This is a genomic window from Capnocytophaga cynodegmi DSM 19736 (assembly GCF_000379185.1).
GTDB lineage: Bacteria > Bacteroidota > Bacteroidia > Flavobacteriales > Flavobacteriaceae > Capnocytophaga > Capnocytophaga cynodegmi.
In genome coordinates, this window is sequence record NZ_KB900714.1 from 1 (window position 1) to 18190 (window position 18190).

General features: G+C 30.9%; 16 protein-coding genes. 5 read left to right on the plus strand and 11 right to left on the minus strand.

What is annotated here, in order from left to right:
- Positions 1-88 precede the first annotated feature (88 nt).
- The 3 genes from YW9_RS0105080 to YW9_RS0105090 all read right to left on the minus strand — a co-directional run bounded on the left by YW9_RS0105080 (position 89) and on the right by YW9_RS0105090 (position 4394).
- Positions 89-2653 (minus strand): phosphoenolpyruvate carboxylase, encoded by a 2565-nt coding sequence (locus YW9_RS0105080; RefSeq protein WP_018279110.1) that lies wholly within the window; start codon positions 2651-2653, stop codon positions 89-91.
- Between the two features lie 84 nt (positions 2654-2737).
- Positions 2738-3217: an Lrp/AsnC family transcriptional regulator gene (locus YW9_RS0105085; RefSeq protein ID WP_018279111.1), complete on the minus strand. Its 480-nt coding sequence runs from the start codon at positions 3215-3217 to the stop codon at positions 2738-2740.
- Positions 3218-3305: 88 nt separating this feature from the next.
- Positions 3306-4394: a M14 family zinc carboxypeptidase gene (locus YW9_RS0105090; protein ID WP_026193831.1), complete on the minus strand. Its 1089-nt coding sequence runs from the start codon at positions 4392-4394 to the stop codon at positions 3306-3308.
- Between the two features lie 123 nt (positions 4395-4517).
- Here YW9_RS0105090 and YW9_RS0105095 point away from each other — a divergent pair, with 123 nt between their 5' ends.
- Positions 4518-4940, plus strand: coding sequence for a helix-turn-helix domain-containing protein (locus tag YW9_RS0105095; RefSeq protein WP_018279113.1), 423 nt, complete (start codon positions 4518-4520; stop codon positions 4938-4940).
- Between the two features lie 22 nt (positions 4941-4962).
- Here YW9_RS0105095 and corA read toward each other — a convergent pair whose 3' ends face one another.
- From corA to YW9_RS0105120, 5 genes are all read right to left on the minus strand, one after another.
- Complete coding sequence (gene corA, locus YW9_RS0105100; RefSeq protein WP_018279114.1) at positions 4963-6048, minus strand: magnesium/cobalt transporter CorA; 1086 nt, start codon at positions 6046-6048, stop codon at positions 4963-4965.
- A 486-nt stretch (positions 6049-6534) separates the two neighbouring features.
- On the minus strand, positions 6535-7044 hold the full coding sequence (locus YW9_RS0105105; RefSeq protein ID WP_018279115.1) for a KdsC family phosphatase: 510 nt from the start codon (positions 7042-7044) through the stop codon (positions 6535-6537).
- Positions 7025-7804 carry a Rossmann-like and DUF2520 domain-containing protein gene (locus tag YW9_RS0105110; protein WP_018279116.1) on the minus strand — a complete coding sequence of 260 codons (780 nt, stop codon included), beginning with the start codon at positions 7802-7804 and terminating at the stop codon, positions 7025-7027. The genes YW9_RS0105105 and YW9_RS0105110 overlap by 20 nt, the downstream gene beginning before the upstream one ends.
- A gap of 20 nt (positions 7805-7824) precedes the next feature.
- Positions 7825-8379 carry a hypothetical protein gene (locus tag YW9_RS0105115; RefSeq protein WP_026193832.1) on the minus strand — a complete coding sequence of 185 codons (555 nt, stop codon included), beginning with the start codon at positions 8377-8379 and terminating at the stop codon, positions 7825-7827.
- Positions 8380-8408: 29 nt separating this feature from the next.
- Positions 8409-9932, minus strand: a complete 1524-nt coding sequence (locus tag YW9_RS0105120) for a helicase HerA-like domain-containing protein (RefSeq protein ID WP_018279118.1) — start codon at positions 9930-9932, stop codon at positions 8409-8411.
- 160 nt (positions 9933-10092) lie between these two features.
- On the opposite strand from YW9_RS0105120, the gene YW9_RS0105125 reads away from it, so the two are divergent.
- The 3 genes from YW9_RS0105125 to YW9_RS0105135 are packed head-to-tail and all read left to right on the plus strand — an operon-like array spanning position 10093 to position 11572.
- A complete protein-coding gene (locus YW9_RS0105125) occupies positions 10093-10323 on the plus strand; it encodes a hypothetical protein (protein ID WP_018279119.1) in 231 nt (76 codons plus the stop codon).
- Between the two features lie 6 nt (positions 10324-10329).
- Positions 10330-10887 carry a phosphatase PAP2 family protein gene (locus tag YW9_RS0105130; protein WP_018279120.1) on the plus strand — a complete coding sequence of 186 codons (558 nt, stop codon included), beginning with the start codon at positions 10330-10332 and terminating at the stop codon, positions 10885-10887.
- 7 nt (positions 10888-10894) lie between these two features.
- Complete coding sequence (locus YW9_RS0105135) at positions 10895-11572, plus strand: TrmH family RNA methyltransferase (RefSeq protein WP_018279121.1); 678 nt, start codon at positions 10895-10897, stop codon at positions 11570-11572.
- Between the two features lie 57 nt (positions 11573-11629).
- Here the strand turns inward: YW9_RS0105135 and fbaA are convergent, their stop codons facing one another.
- The gene (gene fbaA, locus YW9_RS0105140; protein ID WP_018279122.1) at positions 11630-12697 is read right to left on the minus strand and encodes a class II fructose-bisphosphate aldolase; all 1068 of its coding nucleotides are present in this window, start codon (positions 12695-12697) and stop codon (positions 11630-11632) included.
- A gap of 318 nt (positions 12698-13015) precedes the next feature.
- Here fbaA and YW9_RS0105145 point away from each other — a divergent pair, with 318 nt between their 5' ends.
- Positions 13016-14212, plus strand: a complete 1197-nt coding sequence (locus YW9_RS0105145) for a heparan-alpha-glucosaminide N-acetyltransferase domain-containing protein (protein ID WP_018279123.1) — start codon at positions 13016-13018, stop codon at positions 14210-14212.
- A 31-nt stretch (positions 14213-14243) separates the two neighbouring features.
- On the opposite strand, the gene YW9_RS0105150 is transcribed toward YW9_RS0105145, so the two are convergent.
- Positions 14244-15893, minus strand: coding sequence for a S41 family peptidase (locus YW9_RS0105150; RefSeq protein ID WP_018279124.1), 1650 nt, complete (start codon positions 15891-15893; stop codon positions 14244-14246).
- Positions 15894-16017: 124 nt separating this feature from the next.
- On the minus strand, positions 16018-18060 hold the full coding sequence (locus YW9_RS0105155; protein ID WP_018279125.1) for a protein-disulfide reductase DsbD family protein: 2043 nt from the start codon (positions 18058-18060) through the stop codon (positions 16018-16020).
- Between the last annotated feature and the right edge of the window lie 130 nt (positions 18061-18190).

Below are 18190 nucleotides of genomic sequence, written 5' to 3' on the forward strand. Positions count from 1 at the left end.
AATATAAATTATGATACAAAAATAATATTTTATAAAAGAAAGATTTAACGGTTAAATTATTAAACCTTTCTTTATTTTTTTATTATTTTTATGCTGAATTTCGACTAGCATTAATGTTACCAAACATCGAACGCATTACCATTTTTTCATAAATATTTACTAATTCACTATCAAAAGTTTCGTTTTTAATTTTTTGTAATGCATATTGTTGAATTGTTAATAATGGTAAAACCATTTTTTCACGAATCTCTATAGATGCTTTTCCGCTTTGATGATTTTCCATTAATTCTGAATAACCTGTCAGTTTCAATAACATTTTTTTTGTCAGCTCAAATTCTTCATAAATTAACGTCCAAAATTCTCCAAATTCAGCATCATTTTGCATATATTGTGTTAATTTAAAATTTGATTTTGTCAAACTCATCATACTATTTTCAAGTAACGCTCTGAAAAATAATGAGTTCTTATACAAATAAATAGCTTTATCAAAATTTCCTTTTTCTTCAAGATATTTTAAAGCGGTTCCCACTCCGTAAAAACCTGGTACGTTTTGTTTTAACTGACTCCAACTTCCAACAAAAGGAATTGCTCTTAAATCACTGAAATTCAATCCTTCTGATTGTGAGCGCTTACTAGGACGACTTCCAATATTTGTTTTAGCATAATATTTTAACGTGCTAACTCGCTCTAAATAAGGAATAAACATTGGATGATTTTTGAAATTAGTATAACTTTCATAGCTAATTTGAGCTAGTTCGGAAATAACTTTTTTGTCTTCTTCAGTAAGTAATGTATTTTTATTATCATTAAAAACTTTATTGTTAATCCCCGCACTAAGTAACTGCTCCAAGTTATATTGAGAAGATTCCAAAGTTCCAAAATTAGAGCTAATCGTTTGACCCTGAATTGTTAACTGAATTTGTTCAGCCTCAATAGTATTGCCTAAAGATGCATAAAATTGATGTGCTTTTCCCCCACCACGTGCAGGAGGTCCTCCCCTTCCGTCAAAGAAAATAACCTTAACCCCGTTATTTCTAGAGACTTCTGTTAAACGCTCTTTAGCTTGATAGATACTCCAATTTGCCATTAAATATCCGCCATCTTTTGTTCCATCAGAAAAACCTAACATAATGATTTGTATATTATTACGATTCTTCAAATGATCTTTATAAGTTGGATTCGTATATAGTTCCTGCATAACACGTTCAGCAACAGACAAATCGTTAATAGTCTCAAAAAGAGGAATAATATCAATACTTGGATTTTTCCAATCGCATAAACGAATCATTGTCAGTACTTCAAGCACATTTAATGAACTTTGATTATTGCTAATAATGTAACGATTTGCTCCACGTTCGCCGTTAAACTTTTGAATTTCTTTTATAGCGTAAATGCTTTCAATCGTTTGTTTAGTAAGTTCATCAGAAAAATCACCTGAATTCAGAATTCCTTTTACATTTACTAAACACTCATATTGCTCTTTATCAGATAATTCTCCATAATTTTCAGGTAATATTTTCCCTTTCAGAGTTCTTGATATATCTTTTATTACGGAATGATGTACTCGTGAATCTTGTCGAATGTCAAGTGTTGCGAAATGAAATCCAAAGATTTGTATTTTATGTAATAAATCATCAACCTTTTCAACAAATAATGATTGATATCTCTCTATTAAAATCTGTTTAATGTTTATCAACTTTTCAATAAATTCATCTAACAGAATAGAATCATCTTTTTGCAGAAAACTCAAATTGTATAATTTAATTTCCAATTCGCTAACTAAAGATTCTACTTCTGGGAAAGTTAATCTCCTTTTGATATTGCGTAAATCTTTATAGTAATTCCGAATAACAGACCTTCTGAGGCGTTCTGCTACCTTACGCGTTATTTCTGCTGTAACAAACGGATTCCCATCTCGATCACCACCAGGCCAAAATCCAAGTTCAATGATTTCATTATCTATACGTTTGTCTTTAAATATGTTATGATATATATATTTGTAAATTGTTCCAACAGAGTGATAAAATACATTCTCTAAATACCATATCAAATTTACGGCTTCATCATACGGAGTTGGTTTTTCTTTCTTGAAGAAAGGGGTCTTTCCTAATTGTGCTAAAAGATTCTTAATGAGTAATATATCATCTTTTTTGATTGCTTCAGATAAATCATTAATAATTGCTAAAACCGCTCCTGGATAAAACTGAGTTGGGTGTGCTGTAAGTACAGGACGCACTTTTGCATAACTCAGATATGCTTTTAATTGTTCTGTTTTTTCCTGAGACTCAGCCTTTTCACGAACATTTCGGAGGGAACCAAGCCCATCTAAATTGTTTACAATAGCAAAACTGGCATCTTCTATCGCATCAAATAAAACTACCTGACGTTCAATATATTGAATGAAACGAAACAATAAATCATTTTTTTGTTTTTCAGTTGGATTTTCTAAATATTTATTAAAAAAATTATTAACTATTTCAACTGGAGAGGAATTCTCCTCATACCCTTTGTTACACATTTCACTAAAAAGAGGCAACAACGTTCCCGTTTCCAAAACCTCTTCATAAGGAAGCGTCATCAAAATACCATTATAAATTTGGTATTTGCTTAATACATTTTCGTTAAATCGTTCTAATTTTGTTTTTCTTGGCATACGAATTTGATTATTTTTAAAACATAAAAAATCCTCTCAAAAAATTTGGGAGGATTTTACTATTATCTATTTCATCTTAAAAAATTATAATTCTTTGAAAACAGTTCGCATCAAACGTTTTTTGTCATTGATGGTTTCCTCCAAAGAAATCATACTTTCTGTACGCGCAACTCCCTGAATATCATCAATCATATAAATAATTTCCTTTGCGTGTTTTGTATCTTTTGCTCGAATTTTACAAAAGATGTTATATTTACCTGTAGTTATGTGAGCAACAGTTACATAAGGAATATTTGCCAAACGTTCCAAAACAAATTGAGTCTGATGGTTTTTTTCAAGAAAAACTCCTACATAAGCTACAAATGTATATCCAAGTTTTTCATAATCAATGGTTAAAGTTGAGCCTTTTATAATTCCTGACTCCTCCATTTTACGAACACGAACGTGAACCGTACCAGCAGATATATCTAATTTCTTGGCAATATCAGTAAAAGGAGTACGTGTATTTTCTATTAGCATATCCAAAATTTGATGATCAATCTCATCTAACCTAAATCTTCCCATCGTATTATTCATTAATTACGAATGCAAAGTAAATCATTTTTTCAATATATTCAAAATAAATTCATTTTTTTTTTGTAAAAAATTATTTTTATACAAATTTAGGTTCAAATTTTTTTAAATCTAATTGTTTTTCTATATCTTTTTTATCTATCTTATTTATAAAAATTTCCGATAATCTATACTCTTTATGACCATAATAATTTTTCAAATTCCCAATTTGAGAAATATAAGGTTCAAAATAAATTGTATTATTTTTTAAAGTTTCTTTAAATAAAATGCCTATATCAATTGTATTTTGATAAAAGTCATCTCGCAATAATACATCAAAAAATAATTTATCATTTTCAGGAATTTCAAAATATGGTTCATATTCACTACCAGAAACATCATTGTCAGCAATATATTTAAGTCCTTCAATCATAGCAAAGCAAACATACTTTCTGGTTTCTTCTCGGAGATAATCTGACTGATAATGTCCTGCTTCAAACAAAATAGTCGATATGTTTACACTTGTAAAATAATCTCCAATACAATTTATATTAAAACTATCATCAAAACGTCCTATTTGATTAGGTATGTATTTTTGTAACATTTCATTCATAACAGAAATGACTTCCATACTTTTCCTGCGTACGATATTAATATCTCTATTTTCGTTATATGAAGGAGCCAAAAACGATATTGTTGCTGGATTTTTCGTCTTTCCTGCCGAGAAAATAGTTCTTTGATCGTGTAAATTAAAACAAAAATCAGGCTTAACAAGTTCAAATGCTTTTCTAAGACATTTACTTTCAGGTTGAGATAATTCAAATGCATCACGATTCAAATCTACTTTATTAGCATTTACACGTGTATATACTTCAGCTCCGTCAGAATTTAGAATTGGTATAAAAAATATAGATAACTTTTGTAAATAATCGTTATTTACTTTTGTAAAATAATTTAATGTGTCTAATAATGATTTTGTTGTTGTTGATTCATTTCCGTGCATTTGAGACCACATTAATATTTTCTTATCACCATTTCCAATCTGATACAAATAAATAGGTTTGTCATTAACTGATTTTCCTAATATTATTTTATTTTGAATATTATAATTTTGTAGAATAGGTAAAATCATTTTGAAATTAATATATCTACCTGATATTCTTTTCTCTTTAAATAGACTATATTCCATAAAAGTTTAGTTTTGTAATCTTATCTTTATAGTTTCATCATTAAATTTTCACATAAAATTTTTATTTTTATAATTTTATTTTTACATTTGTATTTTATTACTTCTGCTTAATTTCTATTTACAATGGTAAATTCATCTGATTTCACAAAAAGGCTTCAAAAAGTAATGGATTATTACGGATTAAGTGCTTCAGCTTTTGCTGATACTCTCGAAATTCAGCGTTCAAGTATTTCTCATTTACTTTCAGAGAGAAACAAACCTAGTTTGGATTTTATTCTTCGATTGGTTTCTAAATTTCCTGAAGTTGATATATACTGGATTACACAAGGAAAAGGAAAATTCCCTATATCTCAGGCTCATTTACCTAATTCAGAAAGGAATTCATCTCAGACAAATTTATTTGACGAAAATAGAAATGTTACAGAAAAAAAAGAACTAAATAATCCTATCGAAGTCATAAGTAGTATCCCAAAGCCTGATAAAAAAGTAAAAAAAATTATTTTTTTCTACGACGATAATAGTTTTCAAATATTTGAAAATAAATAATTTTATTTTTTACAATTGTAAACTAAAGCCATTTCTTTCTTTTAAAATATGATATCATCAAGAAAGATAGTAAAATCATTATTCCCCAAACGATAAAGTATGACCATTTATACCTAAGTTCAGGCATAAAATCAAAGTTCATACCATAAACTCCTACAATAAATGTTAAGGGAATAAATATTGTTGATATTAAAGTGAGTAATCGCATTATATTATTCATTTTGTTGCTCATAGCTCCCATATAAGTATCTGTTAATCCCCATAGGATATCACGATATGTACCTAGAGTTTCTACAATTTGAATAGTATGATCGTGTAAATCACGAAAATAATGCTTTGTGTCAGCTGTAATTAAATGATGATTAATTTTTTCTAGTTTGCTCGTTATTTCTCTAACTGGAACAATTGATTTTTGAAGAAAAATTGCATTTTTTTTCAAACTCTGTATTTCTAAAATTATTTTTTCATCAGGATTATTTATGATTTCATCTTCTATATCCTCAATTTTGCTTCCAATTTTATCCAAAACCAAAAAATAGTTATCAATTACTGCATCTAAAAGCCCAAAAAGAAGATAGTCTATATCTTTTTCTCGAATATTATTTACATTTGTTATCAATCTTTTTCTTAATGACCCAAACACATCTTGCCCCTCTACTTCTTGAAAACTTATAATATATCTTTCACCTAAAATTAGTGCCAGATGTTCTGAAATAATCTGTTTATCCTTTCCGAAATATATCATTTTGATAATAATCAATAAATTATTATCAAGGATTTCACTTTTAGGACGATGCTCTGTGTCAAGGATATCTTCCAAAAGTAAACTGTGTAAATTTGTAAACTCTCCTACTCGTTTTATCTCATCAATATTATTTAATCCATTGATATTTATCCAAGTACGATTTTGAGCAGAAATAAAAGATAAAGCTTCCGTAACAGAATTTACTTTTCCTGAATGAAAAAATGAATCTTTATATGAAACTACATCAATGTCAATTGCTTTTTCCTTTTCACCAAAATATAATAACGTTCCTGGAGGTAACTCCATCTTATTAATTCGATTCAATTTTTTCTTTTTACGCTTTTGAGAAATACTTCTGCTCATTCTTCAAATTACTTCAAAAATCTATTTCAAAAGTAAAAATTATTTTTCAAACTATGAAATTTTTTAATCTATGATTGTTTTCTAAATAACACTTCAACAAGATATATTAAATTAATGATGTAAAATATTGTTTATTAACTATTTGATTGTGTTTTTTTAAACTAAAAATTTAAAACTATTAACATTTTAATAATATATGTCATTCTGTCATTTAACTATGAAATATAAAACCTTTTTCATATTAAAAATCTCGTTTTCAATAATTTATATTAGTAAATATCGTTTATTTTGGATTCTAAATTTTAGGAGTAATCATTAATTAAAGTAATTATAGAAATAAGGTAAATTAAAATACTTATTACCAGTTTTTTATATTTTAAATAAGAACTTTATAAGATTAAAAAAACTCAAATCTTCTCTCCTATGAAAGAAAATTTGAGTCTACCTTTTAACAGAAAAACTATCTCTGCTATTTATATAATTTATTTAAAATTCCCAGTCACCACGCACTTTTAAGACTTGAGTAATAACATCACGAACACAACCTTCCCCACCCTTCAAATGAGAAATATAGTTTGCTACCGCCTTTACTTCTGGAGCTGCGTCCTGCGGACAAGTTGCCAATCCAGAATGTTTCATTGGTGGAATATCCAATATATCATCTCCCATATATAAAATTTCTTCTGTTTTTAGTCCTTTTGATTGTTGATATTCCAAAAAAGTATCTAATTTTTGATGTCTTTTCATAAAAATATCACTAATTCCTAAATCTTCAAGTCTTTTTTTAGCTCCTTGATTATTTCCTCCAGTGATAATGCACATATTATACCCTTTATCCAACGCAAATTTCATCACAAAACCATCCTTAACACTCATACTTCGTAGTAATTCCCCTTCGTTTGTTACTAAAACTTGAGCGTTTGTTAGTACTCCATCTATGTCAAATACAAAAGTTGTGATATTTTTTAGATACTCTTTATAGCTTTTTGTTTCCATAAGTTTCTAATATTGAATTTGTTATTGTTTTATAAATTTCTTTTCGATTTCCATTTAATAAAGCTAAATGATTTTCAATAGTTTGAAGATCATTACGCCTTGCTGGACCTGTTTGAGCATCAAAGGGTTCCATTTTCTGAATTTTCTCAAAAGTTTCCGTAAGTAAAGGAGCCAAGATTTCAAAAGGAATTTCATTTTCCTGACATATTTCCTTACTGATTCCTATTAAATGATTTGTAAAATTATTCATTATTACTGCAGAAATATGCAAAATTTTTCTTTGAAAACTATTTATTTTATAAACTTTACTTGAGATAGACCTGGCTAATGTTTGTAGTACATTCAAATCTGATAAATTATTAGCTTCTATACATATAGGAACTTGTTGGAAATCAATTGCTACATCTTTAGAAAAAGATTGTAATGGGTAAAAAACTCCTTTTCTATTTTTGTCGGTCAAAGCATTAATATCAGTATTTCCTGAGGTATGAACTACCAAACTTCCTAAAAGAGGTAAACTTTCAGATATCTCAAAAATAGCTGAATCTTTCACTGCAATTATACAAATGTCAACAGGTTTTAATAATGAAACATTTGTAATTTTTTCAACTTCAAATTGCTCAAAATGAGAAGTGAAGTAACTCCTATTACAAAGTTGCTTCACCTCAATTTTATCATTATTATAAAAAACTTTCATCAAATGGAAAGCCACATTCCCTCCTCCTATTATGCTCAATGACAATTTTTGTTTTCTTTCCATCAGATAATTTTACAATGTTTCTACAAATCCCAATTTATAGTAATTCGTGATAATTTTGCGGTATCCTCTATGTCATTTTTTGTAATTTCGGAAGAAAGCCCAAAATTATTGCTCTTCAAAGCTGACTTATCAAAAGTAAAATAGAAATTTTCGTCTGTAGGAGTTATCAATACACTTTTCAGCGTTTGTTCAATTTCAAAGTTAGGATATTTTTCTTTAACATCTTTATAAGTACTTGATAGTGAAATTCCTTTCTCTGTTGTAAAACGTGAATCTAAAATCAACACACTTTCTACAACCTTTTGATTATCAGAATTAACAGCAGGTGTAATTTCTATCAGTTCTTTCCCACCTTTTTCAAAAATGATAATGCGTTCCATACTGGCATAACGAAGTTCCCCCTCAAAAGTAGTGTTTACCAGAGAATCCTTTACATAGATAGAGTCTAATTTTTGAATAGGTGTATTTTTGTGTAAAATCCCAATATTATCTTTAGTTATCAGGAATTTATTATCTGTTTTATTACACGCAATGGCTACAAACAGAATTAGTATTAGTACAATGTATTTATTCATTTTTATAATTAATTTATTAAAAAAAATCATTATTTTTTCATTACTTTGTTCAAAACACCAAAAACCCCACGAATAAAAGTCGCACTCGTAACCATCTTTAATATAGGATTTTGAGCTGTACTTTGTTTTGTTGTTTTTTGCGATTTGGTTTGTTTTTGTTGCTTCTCCTCTTCCTTTTCTTTAACCTGCTGATTCTGAATTTCAGAAATTTTCTTATTGAGCAATTCGTAGGCACTCTCTCTGTCTATTACTTCGTTGTATTTTCTTGCTAACTCAGAACGATTTACAAGAGTATTTATTTCAGCATCAGAAAGGATATCCATTCGGCTCATTGGAGCTCTTAACATTGTAGCTACCAGCGGAGTAGGAATTCCTTTTTCATTCAAAACAGTCACAAAAGCCTCTCCTGTTCCCAAAGATGTCAATACTTCTGCTGTATCATAAAATTCTGAAACAGGGTAATTTTCGGCTGTGAGTTTGATGGCTTTTCTATCCTTCGCTGTAAAAGCTCTAAGGGCGTGTTGTACTTTCATTCCCAATTGTGAAAGGACAGCATCGGGGACATCCGTTGGATTTTGTGTGCAGAAAATAAGCCCAACACCTTTGGAACGAATGAGTTTTACAATATTTTCCAACTGATTTAGCAATGTTTTTGACGCTTCATTAAAAATTAAATGAGCCTCATCAATGAAAATAACTAATTTTGGTTTCTGTAAGTCCCCCTCTTCAGGAAATGTAGAATAAATTTCAGCTAACAGACTTAACATAAAGGTAGAAAACATCTTTGGGCGGTCTTGAATATCCGTTAAGCGAATGATGTTTACATATCCTTCCCCTTTACTATTTGTTCTCAGTAAATCAGAAGGTTCAAAACTTATTTCTCCAAAAAATAATTCTGCTCCTTGATGTTCCAATTCAACAATTTTTCTCAAAATTGCACTTGTCGAAGTTTTTGCTATTGCTCCGTATTCCTTTTCAAATTCTGCTTTGCCTTCTTCAGTAGCAAATTGTAATATTTTCTTCAAATCTTTCAAATCCAACAAAGGATAACCATTATCATCACAATATTTGAAGATTATCGCCAACACGCCTTCCTGTACATCGCTCAAATCCAGAATACGAGAAAGCAATACAGAACCAAATTCGGAAACTGTGGCTCTCATTCTCACTCCTTTTTGTTCTGAAATAGTAAGCAACTCCACTGGAAATCCTTGTGGAGCATAAGGAACACCTATTTTTTTATGACGTTCTGTAATGAATGATTTTTCTTCGCCCATTTCTGCCAAACCACTCAAATCACCTTTTAAATCCATTAAAAGTACTGGAACTCCGTTTTTGGATAAATTCTCTGCAATTACTTGCAGCGTCTTAGTCTTTCCTGTACCCGTAGCACCAGCTATAAGTCCGTGCCGATTTAGCGTTTTCAAAGGAAGATTAACTAAAACATTCTCAATAGGTTGCCCTTCATACATAGCTCCACCTAAAGTGATGTAATCTCCTTTGTAAATATATCCATTGGTTATGGTTTCTTTAAAAGATTCTATTTTACTCATATCTCCAAATTAGATGCTAATATTTCAGGGAAACAAAGATATAATAAAAAAATGAAAGCTTTTGCATTTATCTAATTTTCTTTGACAAAATTTGCTTACTAAGTTCTATTCATATAAATTTGCGTAAAATATTTGTTAAATCACGTAATTAAGAATACAGATGAGTAATTTTCCTAAATTTTTGCTGGGAGATAATACAGACTTCCCCGATGCTATTTTCGTAATCCATACGGAATATCCACGTTTTGTACTAAATTTAGAAACTGATGAGGTGGAATGGTTGGAAGAATTTGACGAAGAAGACACTAAAGAACTTGAAACAGAAGCAGAAAACCTCATTCAACAAGCCAATGAGTTTTACGAACGAGAAATAGATCGATACGAAGGGTAATTCGTTATGTTTGAATTCATCATTGAAAAAGACAAAGAACTTCTCCTTTATCTTAATGGCTTAGGTTCAGAGCGTTGGGACGGATTTTGGCTTTTCGTAAGTCATAAATTTTCTGCGTTGCCTCTATATATTTCGTTACTCTTTTTTTGTTTGAAATTTTTAAAATGGAGAAAAACGCTTGTGATTTTGCTCTGTGTGGCTTTAATGATTGTTGCAACTGACCAGTTAGCAAATCTTTTTAAATATGGTTTTGAAAGATTGCGTCCGTGCCACGACGAAACTCTGATTTCACAAATGCGTCACGTAATCTGTGGAGGAAAGTACGGCTATTTTTCGGCACACGCAGCAAGTTCAATGGCAGTGGCTACGTTTTTCAGTTTGCTTTTCCACCAAAGAATAAAATGGTTATCTTTTGTATTGCTATCTTGGTCATTTTTAGTAGGATATAGTCGAATTTATTTAGGAGTTCACTTCCCAGGAGATGTCATTACAGGATTTGTTTTGGGAGGAATATTGGGATATATTTTCTACGAAATAGCATTTAAAAAAGTATTAAAAAAATGAATTTATAATGAAAGATGAACATATTTTGCTACCATATTTAGAAAATTTCATCACAGAAGAGCGAAAAAAACGATTTTCAGAAATTCTCGAATATCGAACCAAGCATTTTACGGTAGCTGTAGAAGATGTTTTCCAGATGCATAATACGAGTGCTGTTATCCGAAGTTGTGATGTGTTCGGTGTGCAACAAGCTCACTTGATTGAGCAACGCTTTGGAAAACGTTTAGATGCCAAAATCGCAATGGGAGCTCAAAAATGGGTGGATACATTCCGATACGATAATACACAACATTGTATGGATACGCTTCGTGAAAAAGGTTATCAAATTGTGGCGACAACACCTCATAAAGATGCTTATTTCTTAGCCGATTTTGATATTTCAAAGAAAAGTGCTTTCTTTTTTGGTACAGAAAAAGACGGATTATCAGAATTAGTATTAAATCAAGCTGATACATTTTTGAAAATTCCGATGGTGGGCTTCACCGAAAGCCTAAACATCTCGGTTTGTGCTGCTATCATCTTGCAACAACTCACAGAAAAACTCAGAAAATCAGATGTTTCTTGGCAACTTACAGAAGAAGAAAAAATGGCAATCCGAATTGATTGGACAAAAAAATCTGTTCGGAGCATTGATGACGTTATGAAACGTTTTTATCAAATTAATTCCGAAAAAGAAAAAGAGTAAGAACTTTTTATTTCTTACTCTTTTTTCAAAATCTATTTTAATCCAAAAAATATCTTACTATAAAGTATTGACATTGTTCAAATCCTCGAAAGCTTTTTTAAGTCGAGCGATGAAAGTTTTTTCTCCTTCTCTCAACCAAACACGAGGGTCATAATATTTTTTGTTTGGAACATCAGCTCCTTCTGGATTTCCGATTTGTGATTGCAAATAAGCTGATTTTTCTTTCATATAGTCACGAATTCCTTCTGTGAACGCATACTGCAAATCGGTATCAATATTCATTTTGATAACACCATACGAAATTGCCTCACGAATTTCCTCAAGAGTAGAACCAGAACCTCCGTGGAAAACGAAATCTACTGTATTTTCAGGAACGTTATAATTTTTAGATATGTACTCCTGTGAATTTTTCAAAATTTTTGGAGTAAGTTTCACATTTCCAGGTTTATAAACTCCGTGAACATTACCGAAAGCAGCTGCGATAGTAAACTGAGGGCTTACTTTCAATAATTCCTCATACGCATAAGCAACTTCCTCTGGTTGAGTATAAAGTTTAGAAGAATCAACATCTGTATTGTCAACTCCATCTTCCTCTCCTCCAGTAATTCCCAATTCAATTTCAAGAGTCATACCCATTTTGCTCATTCTTTCCAAATATTTTTTGCAAATTTCGATATTCTCTTTTAGTGGTTCTTCTGAAAGGTCAATCATATGTGAGCTAAACAAAGGTTTTCCTGTTTCAGCAAAATGTTTTTCTGATGCATCTAGCAAACCATCAATCCAAGGAAGTAATTTTTTTGCACAATGGTCAGTATGAAGAATTACACTAACTCCGTAAAGTTCAGCTAATTGATGAACGTGTTTTGCTCCTGACACTGCCCCTGCAATAGCAGCACGTTGATTTTCATTTGAAAGTCCTTTTCCTGCCATAAAACAAGCCCCTCCATTCGAAAATTGAATGATAACAGGTGCATTCATTTCTTTGGCAGTTTCCATTACAGAATTAATTGTGTTTGAACTAACAACATTTACAGCTGGTAAAGCAAATCCTTTTTGTTTGGCGTATTGAAAAATCTCCTGTACTTGTTTTCCAACAGCTACGCCTGGTTTAATATTGTGTGCCATTTATACTATAAAAAATTTAAAATTATACTATCTAAAAAATCTAACAACAAATCTAAAAATAAGATTTTAAGCACCTTACATCTAAAGGGCTGAAGTTGGTAACAAAAGTACAATTTTTTGGTTAGATGACAAAAATAAAAGCCATTTTTTAAATAAAATTTCTCTTATGAAAACCAAAAATGACATTTTAAAAAGAATAATACAATTTTAAAAGTTTCTTTTACTACGATTTTATTATGTTAAAATTAAAATAATTTCCTCAGTATTATCTACCCAATGGATTAATTTTTCTACCTTTGCCCCTTAAAATAAAGATTTATGAAAAACCCTATTTTTAGGCTTTACTTTATTGATGTGATGAGAGCCTTTGCCATTTGTATGATGTTGCAGGGGCATTTTGTAGATGGATTATTAGCAAATGAATATAGAACTTCTGAATACCCAATATATTTTATATGGTTATTTTTCAGAGGTTTAACAGCTCCTATCTTTTTTACTGTTTCTGGTTTTATTTTTATGTATCTTCTGGCGAAAGAAAAAACCGCAGGAAAAACTGGTTGGAACCATTTACGAGTTATCAAGGGAATTCGACGAGGAATAACATTAATTATTACCGCTTACCTACTGAGGATACATTTTTGGAGTTTGTTCAAAGGGAAAATATATCCAAATTCCTATATGATTGATGTTCTTCACTGTATTGGGCTATCTTTGCTTCTTTTGATTGCGATATATTTATTTTCGTACAAGAAAAAGCCTTATGTGATGCCTTTAATTTTGATAGGTTTTGCTCTTTTGTCGTTTTTACTACTTCCTATTTATTCAGTTCAAAACTACGATTTTTTACCAGTTTTCTTGGCAAATTATTTTACACAAGCAAATGGTTCTGTATTTACTATTTTCCCTTGGTTTGGATACGCTGCTTTTGGAGCCTTTATTGGAGTTTTGTTTAGTATATTCAAGGACAATAAACACGTGTATAGTTATGCAATTACCTTTTCAATCATATTTGGATTGATTTTATCGTTTGGTTCTCAACCTTTTTTCTATTGGCTTTACAATATCACGAACTCACAATTAGCTTTTCTGATTTCAGAAAACACTATTTTTAATCGATTAGGAAATGTCCTATTGGTTTTTTCAGTATTTATGTTACTTCGTGATGTAATTATGTCTTCAACAATACGGACTATCGGGCAAAATACCTTGTCCATCTACATCATACATTACATTATTTTATACGGAAGTTTTACAGGATTTGGTTTATATCAATACTTTCACCATAGTTTAAATCCGTATGTTGTAGCAATTGGAGCTTTACTTTTTATTCTAGTAAACATTTGGTTATCTTTTAAATACAATCAGTGGAAACCTTTCGCTGTTGATAAATACAGAATAATAAAAGATGAATGTAAAAGTTTTTTGATAGAAGGATACTATCTAACAGTTTCTTTTCTCAATAAATTAAAAAACAAAATATTAGACTTTATATTTGTTTCCAAAAGAAATTCGTAAAATAAAAAAGGAATTCTCAAGAATTCCTTTTTTATTTTTGGGTGTTACGCTTCTTTATTTTTTTCTTTTTTACAGCCTTTTTAGCTGGTTCTGGAGGAGCTTCGCCACCTTTATAATAATACAAGCATTTTTCAATATAAAAATCTCCCTGATTCTGAATCATACCTGCAATATTATCATCATACCACATTTCAGCCAAACTTGCCTTCAAATATTTTGAAATTTCATCTTTATTCCTTCTGAAATCAATGAATATTTTTCGTGCCGAGAGAAACTTTGAAAAAGCATTCAACATTTCTTTCGAAATTTTATATTTTTTTACAAAATATTCTTTATCTGTCTTTTTATTTTCCTCAGGATGAGTATCAAAATACTCAAACAAGAAGAAATTTGTTAATCCAGAATTCAATATTTCGTGTACCATATACATATCTGGCTTCATATCCATCGGTATGTAAACATCTGGATAAATTCCTCCACCACCATAAACAATCTTACCTCTAGGAGTTATAAACTTCAAAGAATCAGCTACTTTTGTGTTATCTATCTGAGTACTTCTCTTATTTCTGAGGTTATAAGGTTTTTGAATTGAACGACCTGTAGGTGTATAATAACGAGCTGTAGTCAAACGTACAGCCGAACCATCAGGCAAGGGCATTTCACTCTGTACCAAACCTTTACCAAAAGTACGACGACCAACAATCACTCCCCTATCATTATCCTGCAACGCCCCTGCAACAATTTCACTTGCTGAAGCAGTTTGCTCATTTACCAATACAAAAACAGACTTATCATCAAATAAACCTCCCTCAGTTGAATAAATTTCTTCAATTTCTTTACGATTATTTTTCGTAAAAACAATCATTTTATCTTTCTGCAAAAATTCATCAGCAATCTGAATCCCTACATTAAAAAATCCGCCAGTATTATCTCTCAAATCTAAAATTAAGCTATTAATTTCTCCAAGCTCTTTTAAGGCTGATGTAAACTCCTGATGTGTAGTCTCGGCAAAACGATTCATTCGGATATATCCTAAGCTATCATTAATTTTATAATAGCGGTCAATGCTTTTTATTGGAATGTATTTTCGAGTTATGGGAATTGTAAAAAGACTATCTACAGCTTTCCTATAAACAGTCAAATTTGTTTGAGAATTTATTTCCCCTCTGAGGATAGTTCTAATTTTATCAGCTGAAAATCCTTTACCGAAAAGAGTGTCTTCGTCAGATTTTAAAATGCGATCACCTAACGAAATACCTTTTTCAAAAGCATCACTTCCATCAATGGACTTTATTACAGCAATTGAATCTTTATACATATAAAAAGAAACTCCCACACCAACAAACTTACCACTCATATTCTCAGTAATTTCCTGAATATTTGATTTTGATATGTACGTAGAATGTGGATCTAACTTGTGAAGAATTCCATTTACAGTTATATCTACAATACTATCCGTATCAATATCATCAACGTATTCATCTTCAATATAGTCTATAAGTTTACCCAATTTTGCCTTACTCGGGCTTTCCTCTGTAATAGTATCAATATTAGTAATTGGCAAAGGAACGAGAGGAGGTAATTTTTGTACGTAAAAATCTGAAAGAAATTTCCCCAAGAGAATCCCTAATGCCAAAACCCCTCCCAACACAAGTGGCACTATGTAAGTTTTTACTTTCATTCAAAAATGATGTTTAAATTAATTTTCTCTTGTTTTATAATAAATTCAGAATAATAGAAACAAAAACACGACAGCTCATCATTAAGGAAAAGCGGTCGCATTTTTGAATATTTTAAAAAAGATTTTACTTCTTAAAGGCTTCCAAGCCCGATTTTAACCAATTATAATATTCCTCAGTATCAGGTGTATAACCTACTGGTTCTACTAAATTAGTTTCATCGTGATTCATTAAAACGTAGAACGGCTGTGAATTAGCTTTATATCGAATTGTTTGGAATTCACTCCATTTTTGTCCAACATATTTCAATTTTTTACCTGGTTTAAGTTGAGAATCAACAACTTGATTCTCAGGAAGCAAACGCTTATCATCTACATAAAGAGAAACTAAGATAACCTCATTTTTCAAAATCTCAAGAACGTGAGGTTCTGTCCATACATTTTCTTCCATTTTTCGACAATTAACACAAGTTTTTCCAGTAAAATCTATCAAAACAGGTTTGTTTACTTGCTTAGCGTAAGCAAGTCCCTTATCATAGTCATCAAACGTTATAATGTCGTGAGGAGCAAAGAAATACGCTCCTTCAGGAAGGGTAGCTTCCTGAGTGCTTGTCACACCCTTTTTATAACCTACTCCATAAGGCGATTCGCTATAATGCTGAGGCGGAGGGAAAGCACTAATCAAATTTAAAGGAGCTCCCCAAAGTCCTGGAATCATATATACTGTAAATGTTAAAGATAGCAATCCTAAACTTAGTCTTCCTACTGAAATTTTGTCTATTGGCGAATCGTGTGGTAAACGAATCTTTCCAAACAAATACAAGGCCAAGGTTCCAAAAACAGCAATCCAAACAGCTATAAATAATTCTCTTTCAAACCAATGTCCTGTCACTGCTAAATCTGCATTTGAAAGGAATTTGAACGCTAAAGCCAACTCTAAAAATCCTAAAACTACTTTAACTGTATTGAGCCAACCTCCCGATTTTGGTAACGTGTTTAACCAACCTGGAAAAGCAGCAAAAAGAGCGAAAGGCAATGCGATAGCCAATGAAAAACCGAACATTCCTATAATTGGTGCAATACCTCCTTTTTGAGCGGCTTCAACAAGTAATGTCCCCACAATAGGACCTGTACAAGAAAAGGATACTACTGCCAAAGCTAAAGCCATAAAAAAGATACCAACAAACCCACTACGATCTGCTTGAGCATCTATCTTCGTACTCCAAGAACTTGGTAAAGTCAGTTCAAAAGCTCCTAAAAATGAAGCAGCAAAGAAAATTAAAATGATAAAGAAAATAATGTTAAACAAAACACTACTTGCCAAAGCATTCAATGCATCTGCTCCAAAAATTCCAGTTACAACAACTCCTAACAACACGTAAATTACGATAATCGAAATACCATAAATTACTGCGTTTTTGATACCTTTCGCTTTTGACTTACTTTGTTTTGTGAAATAACTCACCGTCATAGGTATCATTGGGAAAACACAAGGTGTCAGTAATGCTGCAAATCCTGACAGAAATGAAATAATGAAAATACTCCACAAACCTTTATTTCCAACTCCTTGATTTGTATCACTTTTACCAGATTTAGTTTCTACTTTTTTAGCAGATTCTGATTTTTCTATGCTTGTAGGAATTGCTGATTGTACCTGAGTATTTCCTTCAGAATTCATTAATCCAGCTTGTTGTCCTAAATTTTGTGAAGAAGTTACAGCAGTAGCGTTCGAGAAAACAAACTCTAAATCAACTGTATCAGGTGGAAGACAATTGGTGTCATCACAAACCATAAATTCAACACTTCCTGTGATGTTTGTTAGCTTTTTTGATGTTTTTATTCGTTGTTTAAAAACCGCTTTTTCATAGAAAAAACCTATTTCCATATCAAAAACAGCATCGTGCTTAACAACAGTTCCCTCTTCTTCTGTTTTTCCTACAAGCTGAAAATCAGAACCTGATTTGTACTCAAATGTAGTAGGAACAGGTCCATTAGGTGGAATGTTCTGCGAGTACAACTTCCACCCCTTCTGAATTGTAGCAGTTGAGACTAAGTAAAACTCATTATCACTTACTTTTTCAACTTTGGTTTCCCACTTCACAGGGTCATATATTTGAGCATTTAATGCTACAAATACAAATGAAAATAAAAGAGTTAAGATATTTCTCATACATTATTTTTTTATTTGTGAAGCGACAAAGATAATAAAAAAATGATTAATATCTCCACTTCTAATATTTATTTTTAGCCAACATTTCCAATGTCTCTAATAGTTTGTTTTTCCTGATAAAATCCTTTAC